General features: G+C 49.1%; 10 protein-coding genes. All 10 read right to left on the bottom strand.

The features are described from left to right. Positions 1-8 precede the first annotated feature (8 nt). Positions 9-299 carry an Asp-tRNA(Asn)/Glu-tRNA(Gln) amidotransferase subunit GatC gene (gatC, locus tag BW931_RS07530; RefSeq protein ID WP_008588245.1) on the bottom strand — a complete coding sequence of 97 codons (291 nt, stop codon included), beginning with the start codon at positions 297-299 and terminating at the stop codon, positions 9-11. Positions 300-512: 213 nt separating this feature from the next. Further along, complete coding sequence (putP, locus tag BW931_RS07525; RefSeq protein ID WP_076571275.1) at positions 513-2,024, bottom strand: sodium/proline symporter PutP; 1,512 nt, start codon at positions 2,022-2,024, stop codon at positions 513-515. A gap of 5 nt (positions 2,025-2,029) precedes the next feature. Then, entirely contained in the window at positions 2,030-2,158 is a 129-nt protein-coding gene (locus BW931_RS13765; RefSeq protein WP_268794163.1) for a hypothetical protein, read from the bottom strand. A gap of 391 nt (positions 2,159-2,549) precedes the next feature. Beyond that, entirely contained in the window at positions 2,550-3,701 is a 1,152-nt protein-coding gene (locus BW931_RS07520; protein WP_076571273.1) for a CamS family sex pheromone protein, read from the bottom strand. Positions 3,702-3,706: 5 nt separating this feature from the next. Then, positions 3,707-5,716 (bottom strand): NAD-dependent DNA ligase LigA, encoded by a 2,010-nt coding sequence (ligA, locus tag BW931_RS07515; RefSeq protein WP_008588236.1) that lies wholly within the window; start codon positions 5,714-5,716, stop codon positions 3,707-3,709. Positions 5,717-5,731: 15 nt separating this feature from the next. After that, positions 5,732-7,945, bottom strand: coding sequence for a DNA helicase PcrA (gene pcrA / locus BW931_RS07510; protein WP_008588234.1), 2,214 nt, complete (start codon positions 7,943-7,945; stop codon positions 5,732-5,734). 19 nt (positions 7,946-7,964) lie between these two features. Continuing rightward, complete coding sequence (gene pcrB, locus BW931_RS07505; protein WP_076571271.1) at positions 7,965-8,630, bottom strand: heptaprenylglyceryl phosphate synthase; 666 nt, start codon at positions 8,628-8,630, stop codon at positions 7,965-7,967. Positions 8,631-8,847: 217 nt separating this feature from the next. Further along, positions 8,848-9,150 carry a YerC/YecD family TrpR-related protein gene (locus tag BW931_RS07500; RefSeq protein WP_008588231.1) on the bottom strand — a complete coding sequence of 101 codons (303 nt, stop codon included), beginning with the start codon at positions 9,148-9,150 and terminating at the stop codon, positions 8,848-8,850. Positions 9,151-9,189: 39 nt separating this feature from the next. Next, positions 9,190-10,941 (bottom strand): adenine deaminase C-terminal domain-containing protein, encoded by a 1,752-nt coding sequence (locus BW931_RS07495; RefSeq protein ID WP_076571269.1) that lies wholly within the window; start codon positions 10,939-10,941, stop codon positions 9,190-9,192. Between the two features lie 301 nt (positions 10,942-11,242). Beyond that, on the bottom strand, positions 11,243-12,481 hold the full coding sequence (purD, locus tag BW931_RS07490) for a phosphoribosylamine--glycine ligase (RefSeq protein ID WP_076571268.1): 1,239 nt from the start codon (positions 12,479-12,481) through the stop codon (positions 11,243-11,245). Between the last annotated feature and the right edge of the window lie 11 nt (positions 12,482-12,492).

Raw genomic sequence — 12,492 nt, 5'->3', positions numbered from 1 at the left:
GGTCCCTCCTATTCCAAAATTGACGGTACTTTGAACTGACCGTCCTGCTGATCCGGTGCGTTTTTGAGCGCATCCTCTTTTTTGATCCACTCTTTCGGTTCGTCTTTTCTCATTACGTTTTTCAGATCGAGCACATGTGTCGTCGGTTCCACTCCTTCGGTATCCAGTTCGTTCAGCTGCTCGGCATAGGTGATGATGTCATCGAGCTGTTTTGTGAACATTTCTGCTTCTTCGTCCGTAACAACAAGGCGGGCCAGGTTCGCCACGTGTTTCACCTGATCTTCACTAATTCTGGACATAACCGTTCCTCCTCTATGGAAATAACATATTTCATTATCATATCAAACATTACTTTTGCATACCACACAACCTCCATAATAGCATAAACCCTCAAAAAATAGGAAGCATCAGCCAAAAGACAGACTTCCGCGCTCAGGGGGTCACTTATAGAATTATTCACAAAAAAACAGCATCTCCTTCTGAAACAGAAGAAGATGCTGCATCCTTATTTATCATTTTTTGACAGCTGCATCGAACTCGGCTTCCACTTCAGGTGAAGGCTTGCCGAACATACTGACGACGACGATCAGTATAGTACTGAGAAGGAACCCTGGTACGATTTCGTAAAGGTCGAAGATACCTCCGGAAAGGAAATCTCCCCATACGACCACCGTAACGGCTCCAGCTATAAGACCGGTAACAGCCCCTGCTGTCGTAACACCTCTCCAGAACAGGGAAAGCAGCATAATCGGACCGAATGCAGCACCGAAACCTGCCCACGCATAGGAAACGAGGTCCAGAACAGAGCTTTCCGGGTTCTGAGCGATCAGCACGGCAATAAGAGCAATGCCCGCAACGGCGAAACGACCGATCCATACGAGTTCTTTCTCACTCGCATTACGACGGAAGATCGCTTTGTAGAAGTCCTCTGCAAGCGCTGAAGACGACACGAGCAGTTGAGAGTCAATCGTACTCATAATCGCTGAAAGAATAGCAGCTAACAGAATACCCGAAATGACCGGGTGGAAAAGAATCTGGGAGAGGGAAATGAAAATCTTCTCTCCATCAGCCAGCACCTGCATGCCGCCCTCACTGTTCACGACAGCACCGATCGACTCAAGGGTCGCCTGATCGGCAGCGTTAATGTAGGCAAGACCGAACAGACCGGTGAATACCGCCCCGTACAGGCCTACGATCATCCAGCCCATACCGATGAAGCGGGCTTTCGGCACATCTTTAGCCGAACGGAGGGCCATGAAGCGCACCAGAATGTGGGGCTGACCGAAATAACCGAGACCCCAGGCGAGCGAGGAGATAATCGAGATAGCCCCTACGCCCTGCACCATATTTAAGTAAGACGGATCGATATTCCCTACAGCATCCACAGCGGAACTCCATCCGCCAAGTTCACTGACAGCTACGACCGGTACGGCGATAAGGGCGAGGAACATAAGAATCCCCTGCACAAAGTCCGTCCAGCTTACGGCGAGGAAACCGCCGAGGAACGTATAGGAAATGGTTACAATAGCACCAATCCATAGAGCTGCGGAGTAGCTCAGATCAAAGGACGATTCAAACAGTTTCGCTCCTCCGACCATTCCTGAAGAAGTATAGAAGGTAAAGAATAAAAGGATTACTATTGCGGATACGACACGCAGGATGCGTGATTTGTCGTGAAAACGGTTCTCAAGGTAGTCGGGAATCGTAATGGAATCGTTCGCAACTTCCGTGTAATTACGAAGACGTCTGGCAACAAACTGCCAGTTCAGATAAGCTCCGATCGATAGACCTACGGCAAGCCATGCGCCTCCGAACCCTCCGGCGTACACGGCTCCCGGTAATCCGAGCAACAGCCAGCTGCTCATGTCAGATGCCCCGGCACTGAGTGCTGCTACTCCGGGTCCGAGCCGGCGTCCGCCCAATACATAGTCGGACAGGTTACTGGTAAGCCGGTAGGCCGCAAGACCGATTCCGAGCATACCTAAGAGATATACTATAAAAGTTATTAACGTCGCTGTATCCATCTCGGTTATTTACTCCCCTCTGTAAATAGTGTAATAAGTGACAAAATGATCAGAAGCGGCATAGGTACGAACATCCAGAACCACGTGCCCCCTGATAAACTGTGGGATGAAGCTGATAGTAATACATCAACCAATCCTTCCACCTCCAAATAGATAAATTATGCACCTGCTATACACCCTCTCGATCCATCATTTTCTGTGAAAAAAGATGATACATAAAAAGATTGCTGAAAACAGGAGGATAATTAAGGGTACCCTCTGGAAATATCCCCCTGTTCATGATTGAAGCGAGAGGTTATATAGAACACAGGTGCAACTATATCATACTATAATATTACGAACATTACAAAAATTCCTACTAATTTCTCACTATGTATTTTTATTCACTATTTATGCACATACATCACATATAGTATGAAATTTTTGATAACTATTCACTATAATAAATAAAAAAAAGTTTCACTTATCTCTCAATTGAACTTTCCAGACAGAAAAAGACCGTCCTGTAAGCAGACGGCCTTCCTCTTAATCATATATATATACGTATGGGGTTTCTTCCCCTTTCTCTCTGACTATAAGACTTTCCTGGCGATTGAGGCTATTGATACGCACTTCTATCCCGTAGTGCTGCGGGAACATTTCTTTCACGAGACTGTGCACGTACTGCGTAAACCCGTCTATTTCGGCCTGGGAATTAAATTCGACGGGGATATCCATCTTCACCTTATTCAATTCACCATTTACATAGAACCCTTTTCCTATGACGCCTACAAAATCCGGGAAGTAATCGGATATGCTCGTGCGAAACTCAGAAAAGATCTGGGAGTCATCGAAATGGTTTTCTGTAGCTTCCGTGGAAGGGAAGAGCACATAATTTTCATCGATGGATTTGAATTTACCGATAGTATCATCTTCTGTATAAGCCTTTGCTATGAAGTTCCCGGGAACGCTCGAAGCATTCGTTTCTTCTTCATACAGCGCAAAAGTCACCGGAACATCCGGGATGTCCTCAGACTTACGGAGACGCTTCAGTATAGTCGATGCGTACTGTTTACCCTTTTTCTTCAGTTCCTTCGTAGTGTGGTTTTCGGTCTTCTCTTTTCCGTCCACCGTTCCGTCCACCGTAAAGTTATATTCGGAACGAAGAGCGATTCCAATCGTGATTCCTTTTATCTCTACTGAGTCGTCATCGTTCCGGACCAGATAGTTCTGCTCCACGATGTTTGAAATATACCGCGGGGAATTGCGGAACTCTTTTTCTGTAGCAGACTCTTCGTCGAGTTCCGGGTTCAGCCCCTTGCCGTCTTCGCCGGTGGATCGGCCGAGCCATTCATAAAGGGTTTCGCTGTCCAGATATTGACCGAGCTGAAAGAAGTACTCGTCTGTCGGAAAATATTCTTTGGAGTGACGCTTTAACCCATTTTCGAACTCTGAAATATCCACCCGATTATTCATCTGGTTCGTCGTAACTCCACGACTGGCAGAAGTTTTGGGGGAGTTTTCATTAAGGACCACCCTGTACTCTCCCTCATCTTTCGTAAAGCCCGGGATGATCGCAGATTCCCCGTCCGATTCTTCCGTCGTTTCTTGAGTAACTTCATCAGTACGCTCATAAACGGGAGTGCAGCCTGTTGCAAACAGTAAAACAATCCCCATACCTATCAGCCATTTTTTCATTTTGCTCACTCCTGGTTCTGTAAAGCTTCAGCGAACTGACTCTCGCTCCAAATTTCCACACCCAGCTCTTCTGCTTTCGTGTACTTACTTCCGGCATCCTCCCCGGCAACAAGCAAGTCCGTATTTTTGCTTACGCTCCCCGTCACTTTCGCTCCAAGCTCTTCCACTCTCTTTTTCGCTTCGGATCTTGAGTAAATTTCCATTTTACCGGTCAGCACTACAGTTTTTCCGTTAAACGGAGAAGTAGCGGCTTCGGCAGATACTCTTCTTCCTTTGTATTCCATGTTAAGCCCCAGTTCCGATAATTCCCGCAGAAGAACCCTCACTTCCTCACGTTGAAAATAACTGTGAATGGACTCCGCCATCTTTTCCCCGATCTCCGGAATCGACTCCAGCTCCTCGGAAGAAGCCTTCTGCAGAGCCTGCATAGAGCCGAAATGGTTCGAGAGCGTAGTGGCGGCTTTCGTTCCTACGTACCGGACGCCGAGGCCGAATAACAGTTTCTCCATAGAATTCTCTTTTGACTGCTCAATGGCAGTAAGCAGGTTGTTGACCGATTTCTCTGCCATACGGTCAAGCTGAAGCAGTTCTTCTTTACGCAGCTTGTATATATCTGCAATGTTGTGGATCAGCTCTTCGCGGAACAGCTGGGTGATCACTTTCTCCCCGAGTCCTTCGATATCCATCGCATTCCGTGATACGAAATGAATGAGTGCTTCTCTCAACTGTGCCGGACAATTCGGATTGATGCAGCGGAGAGCCACTTCCTCCTCCAGACGTACAAGGTCGCTCCCGCACTCAGGACACGTCTTTGGCATAGTGAACGGTTCTTCATTTCCCGTGCGCTCTTCCTCAATCACCCGCAGCACTTCCGGAATAATATCTCCCGCCTTTTTTATAACCACTGTGTCCCCGATACGGATATCCCTTTCTTTAATGAGGTCCTCGTTATGGAGAGAGGCACGCTGGACGGTAGTGCCCGCTACGCGCACGGGTTCGAGAAGTGCCGTAGGCGTAACGACGCCGGTCCGTCCGACCGTCAGATGGATGTCTTTCATTCTGGTCACCACTTCTTCTGCAGGGAATTTATAAGCAGTCGCCCAGCGCGGACTTTTGGCAGTGAAGCCGAGTGTCTCCTGCTCGTCCAGCTGATCGACTTTTATGACGATACCGTCGATTTCGTAATCCAGACTGTTCCGGTTGTCCACCCAGCTCTTCACATAATCGATCACTTCCTCGATATCTTTGAGAGCACGCCACTCCGGGTTCGTCTTCAGCCCGAGTTCTTCAAGATATTCAAGACGGGCGCTGTGCGTATCTTTCAGATCGTCTTCCCACATCCCCACGCCGTAAAGAAAAATATCCAGATTCCGGCTGGCCGCTATCTTCGGGTCGAGTTGACGAAGGGAGCCGGCTGCTGCATTTCTCGGGTTTGCGAAAGGGGCTTCCTCCTTCTCCTCTTTCTCTTCATTCAGAGCGGAGAACGATTTCTTCGGCATGTACGCCTCTCCGCGAACTTCGATCGTCTCCGGATGGGATAGGCGGAGAGGTATGCTCCGGATTGTACGTAGATTCGAAGTGATATCCTCCCCCACTGTTCCGTCTCCGCGGGTAGCTCCGCGAACGAGAACTCCTTCTTCATACAAAAGGGAAACAGCGAGCCCGTCGATTTTCAGTTCACAGACGTAGGAAACTTCCCCCTCCGCTCCCTCACGGACTCTCCGGTCAAAATCCCGGAGCTCCTGTTCATTAAAAGCGTTCCCGAGGCTGAGCATCGGAATCTCATGCCGTACTTTTCTGAATGAGTCCAGCGGCTCTGCGCCGACCCGCTGCGTCGGAGAATCGGAAGTGATCAGTTCGGGATATTCTTCTTCGATTTCCGTTATCTCCCGCAGCTTTTTATCGTACTCGGCATCCGGAACCGTAGGCGCATCAAGCACGTAGTATTCATGGCTGTACTTCTCCAGAAGTTTCTTCAGTTGTTCATGACGCCGTGCCGCTGCTTCTTTTTCCATACATCGTCACCTCTTTCATACCTTGGTAATGGGAGCGAATTTCGCAAGGACACGCTTCACGCCTTCCGGTGCAGGAAATGCGATATCAAGCTCCATATCTTTTCCTTCACCCTGGACTCTGACGACCGTACCTTCGCCCCATTTTTTATGGTTTGCTTTATCCCCCGGTTTCCAGGAAGCATTTTCGGCTCCGGAAGCTCCGGTTGCTTTCTTGGCTTTTCTCTTCTCCACAGGCCGGTCCGACTGGATGGACTGTTTCTTATTCGCAAAAGGAAGAGGCTCTCTGTCTTCTTTTCCTTCAAGGAAATCTCCGGGAATTTCACTTATGAACCGGCTGACCGGATTCATGTTCGTCTTTCCGAACAGAGTACGCATCTTGGCATTTGTCATAAACAGTTTCTTCTCGGCACGCGTAATCCCTACGTAAGCGAGCCGTCTTTCTTCCTCCATTTCCTCTTCATCCATGATAGAGCGGCTGTGAGGGAAGATATTCTCTTCAAGGCCTATAAGAAAGACTACCGGAAACTCAAGACCTTTGGCTGAGTGGAGTGTCATCATCGTAACCGAATGCTCGTGCTCTTCCTCGTCCGCCTTATCGATATCGGCGATCAGTGCAAGATCCGTCAGAAAAGCTACAAGAGTCTTGTCTTCGCTGTACTGTTCAAAGTTCATCGTGACCGATTTGAACTCCTCGATGTTCTCGAGGCGCGACTGAGCTTCGAGAGTCTTATCCGTGCGAAGCATTTCCTCATACCCGGTTGTTTCCAGCACTTCATCCACGAGATCCGTAGCGGAAAGGAATTCCTGCTGCTTCGTCCAGTTATCTATCATCCTCCGGAAATTGACGACCGCTTTGGCAGCTTTGGCGCTTATACCGGTAAAGTCTGCTTCGGCAGCTGCATCAAAAAGCGAGATGTCGTGTGCAGCAGCATAACTCTGCAGTTTTTCGATACTCGTTTTGCCGATCCCGCGTTTCGGTTCATTGATCACACGTTCGAAACTGAGATCATCATTAGGATTGGAGATCAGACGCAGATAGGCAAGAAGGTCCTTGATTTCTTTACGATCATAGAATTTGGTCCCTCCGATCATCTGATAGGGGATATTCGCCTTCACAAATGTTTCCTCCACCGTACGGGACTGGGCGTTTGTACGGTACAGTATCGCCATGTCACTGTAGGTGAAACTGCCCTGCTTCACCAGATCCTCGATTTTATCTGCAATGAAAAAGCTTTCTTCTCTCTCTGTCCCGGCTTCGTGATAATGGATCTTTTCCCCTCCGTAGTTATCCGTCCAGAGCTTCTTCGGTTTCCGTCCGGTGTTGTGATCGATGACGTGGTTCGCGGCATCGAGAATCACTTCTGTGGACCGGTAGTTCTGTTCAAGGAGAATGGTGACAGCGTCCGGGTAATCCTCCTCAAAAGTCAGGATGTTCGTAATGTCCGCTCCGCGCCAGCGATAAATGGACTGGTCGGAGTCTCCGACGACGCAGAGGTTTTTGAATTTCTCCGCCAGTTTCTGCACCAGCTGATACTGGGCATGGTTGGTGTCCTGATACTCATCAACGTGTACGTACTGGAAGCGCCGCTGGTAATATTCGAGCACTTCCGGTACCTGCTCGAACAGCACCAGCGTTTTCATAATAAGATCATCGAAGTCGAGAGACTGGTTTTTAGAAAGTTTCTTCTGATAACCGCGGTAAATCTGGGCCACCTGTTCCTCACGATACCCGGAAACCCGACTTTCGTACATGTCCGGGCTCAGCAGTTCGTTTTTAGCATTACTGATTGCTCCGAGCATCGTCCTCGGGTTCCAGTTTTTCGGATCAAGATTAAGTTCCTTCAGCACCTGCTTGATCACTGTAAGCTGATCACTGGCATCGAGAATGGAGAAGTTCCTGTCCATACCGATGCGGTCTATATCTCTGCGCAGAATCCGCACGCACATGGAGTGGAACGTCGACATCCATATACTTTCCGCACCCGGTCCGACGAGCAGTTCCACCCTTTCCTTCATTTCACGGGCTGCTTTATTCGTGAAGGTTATCGCAAGAATATTCCAAGGGTTTACCCCTTTTTCCTGTATGAGATACGCAATACGGTGGGTAAGTACCCGGGTCTTCCCACTTCCTGCCCCGGCCATTACGAGAAGAGGGCCTTCCGTGTGAGCTACCGCTTTCTGCTGCGGTTCATTCATTCCTTTCAGCAACGCATGAATCGACTGCGTCATAAATCTATCATCCTTTCTTTTACTCAGGTACGGTCTGAAGCGCAGTTTCGAAATCTTCGTAGATTATATTACCGACGATCATCGTATCCACCATGCCCTGTATTTCTTCAGCTTCCTCTCTGGACTGGATGCCGCCTCCATAAAAAAACTGGGTACGGGATAATTCCTCTGACACTTTTCGGATCAGGGACGTATCCCCCTTCTTGCCGCTGTACTCCAGATAAAAAATCGGGAGCGGGAACAACTGCTCCACCAGGCGGGCGTAAGCGAGGATATCCTCTTCCGTCACCGGAAAACAGTTCGTCTTACGGAAAGCCTTCGCTTCTTCGTTCACTATACAGTAGCCTTCCGAGAAGATAAGCTGTTCTTCCACCATATCCCCGTACAGTTTCATCGCCTGATGCTGCATATCGAGCACCCAGGTTTTGTCTTTACTGTTCAGTACTGCGGGCACGAAATAATAATCGAACCCGGGGACTACCGCTTCCATGTCGGATATTTCAAGTACGAGCGGCACATCATATGGCTCGATCTGTTCGAACAGATTCCAGACGTTATCGAACGTCACCCCGTCTGTCCCGCCGACGATGACGGCATCGGTCCCCGACTCACAGACTCTGCGGATTTCTTCTTCCGTTATATCTTTATTCGGATCCAATTTAAACGCATGCTTCCAATTTTTCATTCGCTACACCTCTTTACTCCATTTTATTATTATACCAAAAAAAGCACGGAACCACAGTGGCAGCCTACGTATTTACCGGACCATTTTTCTAAAAGGAAGATTCGTTCCTGGTTATTATGTAACTTTCTGATCATGATTTCTCTGCCTTGAAGTCATGAAGATGACCCCGGCATCACGCCGGGGTCATTCTTCGATCCTATATTCGTCTTATAGTCTTTTATTTTGTTTTGTAACTTTGGACGCGGTCCAGTACTTCCGTGTACATATCATTTCCGTAATTCAGGGCGCGTTTCACCCTTGAAATAGTAGCAGTAGACGCTCCGGTATCCGTTTCGATTTTATGATACGTATGACCCTCTTCGAGCATGCGGGCTACTTCCAGACGCTGTGCCAGTGACTGTACTTCGTTCATCGTGGCGAGGTCATCAAAAAAGCGGTAGCACTCTTCGGTGTCCTGCAGGGAAAGAATGGCTTCGAACAGCTGATCGAGCGTCTTTCCTCTTAGTTTATCTATCTGCATTACTTTCATCCCTCCTCCGTTTGAATTTCTTTTACCATTTTAACGCATTATTGCAGGAAAGAGTACCTCTTTCTTTTTCACATCCATCAGCCCGCGCGGGGTAATCCGTACGTAAGGCAGGTGGGTCGAACTGAGAAAGAACAGGGTATATACCGGGTCCCCGAAGCAATAGCCGTACTCACAGAGTTTCTCTTTCAGCACGCTTTCCTGCTCCATCAGTTCCTCAAAAGGTTCCCTGGACATCATACCACCGTAAGCAAGCGGCATTTCAAACACGACTTTTTTATCGTGCACCAGCACAATACCTCCGCCTATTTCTTCCATACGCTCAAATGCCAGCACCATATCTTCTTTTGATTTCCCGAGCAGAATAATATCGCCGGTCGTCGAATAAGAACTTGAAAGGGCGCCAAGACTCGAAGTGAATCCTCGTAAAAGCGTATTGACCTTCCAGGTACCTTCCCTGTCCAGTAGTGTAAGGAACGCTTCATTGGTCGTCTCCGGCAGTTGTTCGACGGACGTGTTGGATTCGACAGCATATGGTTTCATAATAACATCATTCACCATATCCATTCCAACCGGCATCGAAAACTGGAGTTCTTCGATGTCCAGCGACCAGTCGAGAGAAAGAGGCACGATTTCCGCACTCGCCCAGTCAAGCTTCACTTTCGTGTGGACATCCTTTTCTCTCTTCTTCACCCATTCCCCTTTGGCAAGCACAGAGTGAGGAGAAGGCCGGTCTTTACTGTCAAGCAGGTTCACATGTGCGATATGGCCGGGCGCAAGAGCTCCAAGCCGCTCATCCAGTCCGAAATGCCGTGCCGGATAGATCGTTGCCATCAGGTACGCTTCTATCTCCGGTATGCCTGCTTTCAAAGCTATATCTATACAGTTATCTATGACGCCGTCTTTATAGAATCCCGGGGTCGACCCGTCCGTCGTATACATCAGCCGGTCGAAAGCCTGGAAGTCCTTCTCCACCAGCCCTTCCATTATCTGCGGAAGGTCCGGCCGGATCGAGGAGTGACGGACACCTGTCTCATAACCGAGTTCCACTCTCTTCACGACGTCATCAGCGGTCATACTTTCATGATCCCCGTCGAGCCCGAGAAGTTTCATTTTGGTGAGTGTGTTTTCCGATGCTCCCGGGAGATGACCTTCCACCCGTTTTCTCGCTTTTCTCACTTCCTGCATCCAGTGCAGAATCTGATCGTCTTTTCCATACAGAAGTTCCGGCCAGGCTGTCAGTTCGCCGCCCTGTACAATCGCATCATGAGTAAACCATTCAGGGAGCTGTTCCTCCAGCTTCTCCTGCTTTTCTTCCCGCAGCGTAGTCTGAAAATCGAAGCGTCCCCACCAGAACATGGAGACCGGCAGTTTCATACATTCCTCCAGTAAAGAAAACGCTTTCTTTTTGTCCGTTAAAAATAACCACATCAGATTATCATTGATAACTGTGGTAGTGCCTGTCCAGGCCGCATATTCCGCCAGCGACTGGGGATTGTAAAGCTGAAACGGGTGAGCGTGGGGCTCTATGTAACCGGGCACGGCATAATCTCCGTCACCTTCAATGATTTCCGTTCCCTCAAGATTCGGAGGCATCTTTGTTCCGACGTAAACGATACGATCTTCAAAAATCCATATGTTTCCTGTCATCCACTGTTTCAGAAATACGTTCAAATACGTTATATGTTTAAGCACCTTCGTAGGCGCCAGGTTTCCATCAATTACATCCGCGTGGTCGCGTAACTGCTTGTTCCTCCAGCGGAACCGTTGTTCGTTCACTGACATCGCCTCCTGCTATTTTTTTCATAATAACACACACTTCTCCTTATTTACTAAACGAAACGTGACAAAACACTGAAAATATAAAAGAGCAGGGCTTTTCCGAGGACATCGCGCTCCCGGGGAAGTTTTCGTTACTTTCAAACGCCTTCTCCGCTTACGAAAGGCACGATAATACGAAAATCGTTACCTTCACATTCATATATCCCTCCCCATCGTCACGATAACGGGAAAATCGTTACCTTCACTCGGAGATTACGGGGGTGAAAGGCACGAAAAAACCCCCACAACGTGTGGAGGCGATAATTTATATATGTTCCGCTATATCTTTCCGGTAATAAAAGCAGTCACTGGCATCAAACGGCTCCATAGCTTTCTGTACCGCCTGTCTGGCTTCCTTCAAATCAGCGCCTGTCGCTCCGGCCATCAGAACCCGTCCGCCCTGTCCGCGGAAAATTTCTCCTTCTCTTGTAACGCCGGCATAGGTGAAATGACTGCCTTCACAACCGTGCCCCGGGAGCTTTTTGCCTTTTTCGTAAGTACCCGGATAGCCGGCAGAGGCGAGCACTACTCCGACAGAACACGAATCTTTCCACTCGAGGGACGGGTCCTTCCCTGCCGTAACGTCAGTAATTACCCGGGCCAGATCATTTTCAAGAAGAGGCAGGACGACCTGTGTCTCGGGATCACCGAACCGGGCGTTAAATTCAATCACTTTCACCCCGTCCGCCGTTTCTATCAGTCCCGCGTACAAAATCCCCTGGAACGGCCGGCCTTCCTCCACCATTGCGTCCGCTGCAGGCTGCAGTATCTGTCCGACAGCTTTCTGCACTTTCGCATCCGTCACACCGGGGACAGGTGAGAATGCGCCCATGCCTCCTGTGTTAGGACCTTCATCCCCGTCAAAAGCTTTTTTATGATCACGGGCCGGAAGCATCGGATAGACGCGGTCGCCTTCGACAAAAGCCATGAGGGAAAACTCTTTCCCTTCCAGATACTCTTCGACCACCACTTCACGACCTGCTTCTCCGAACTCCTCGTCTTCCAGCATGGAACGGACCGCCTCTTCCGCTTCCTCTACACTCTCGGCTATGATGACCCCTTTACCTGCTGCAAGACCGTCGGCTTTCACTACGATGGGCGCTCCCTGTTCCCTGATGTACCTGTGAGCTTCATCCACATCCGTAAAAGCTCCGTAAGCAGCCGTCGGTATGCCGTGCTTGTTCATCAGCTGTTTGGCGAAATGTTTGCTTCCTTCGATAACGGCCGCCGACTGATCGGGGCCGAATACTTTCTGTCCTTTTTCCCTGAACACATCCACGATCCCCGCTGACAAAGGAGCTTCCGGACCGATAATGGTCCAGTCGATATTCTCCTCTTCTGCGTAACGCACCAGGCTTTCAAAATCCGTCTCCGGAATATCCACACGTTTTGCCTCTTCCATGCCGTCATTCCCCGGAGCTGCGTGTACTGTGTGCTGATGCCGGGCCAGTTTCTGGACAATACTGTGTTCCCTGCCGCCACTGCCTACGATTAAAAAGTTCATAGAAGCCTCCT

Source organism: Salimicrobium salexigens (assembly GCF_900156705.1).
GTDB classification, from domain to species: Bacteria; Bacillota; Bacilli; order Bacillales; family Halobacillaceae; genus Salimicrobium; species Salimicrobium album.
This window is presented reverse-complemented; position numbering and strand designations above follow the sequence as displayed.

Excerpts from the sequence above, each read along its gene's own strand:
- gatC (WP_008588245.1), bottom strand. The coding sequence starts at position 299 with ATGTCCAGAATTAGTGAAGATCAGGTGAAACACGTGGCGAACCTGGCC.
- putP (WP_076571275.1), bottom strand. The coding sequence starts at position 2,024 with ATGGATACAGCGACGTTAATAACTTTTATAGTATATCTCTTAGGTATG.
- BW931_RS07520 (WP_076571273.1), bottom strand. The coding sequence starts at position 3,701 with ATGAAAAAATGGCTGATAGGTATGGGGATTGTTTTACTGTTTGCAACA.
- ligA (WP_008588236.1), bottom strand. The coding sequence starts at position 5,716 with ATGGAAAAAGAAGCAGCGGCACGGCGTCATGAACAACTGAAGAAACTT.
- pcrA (WP_008588234.1), bottom strand. The coding sequence starts at position 7,945 with ATGACGCAGTCGATTCATGCGTTGCTGAAAGGAATGAATGAACCGCAG.
- pcrB (WP_076571271.1), bottom strand. The coding sequence starts at position 8,630 with ATGAAAAATTGGAAGCATGCGTTTAAATTGGATCCGAATAAAGATATA.
- BW931_RS07500 (WP_008588231.1), bottom strand. The coding sequence starts at position 9,150 with ATGCAGATAGATAAACTAAGAGGAAAGACGCTCGATCAGCTGTTCGAA.
- BW931_RS07495 (WP_076571269.1), bottom strand. The coding sequence starts at position 10,941 with ATGTCAGTGAACGAACAACGGTTCCGCTGGAGGAACAAGCAGTTACGC.
- purD (WP_076571268.1), bottom strand. The coding sequence starts at position 12,481 with ATGAACTTTTTAATCGTAGGCAGTGGCGGCAGGGAACACAGTATTGTC.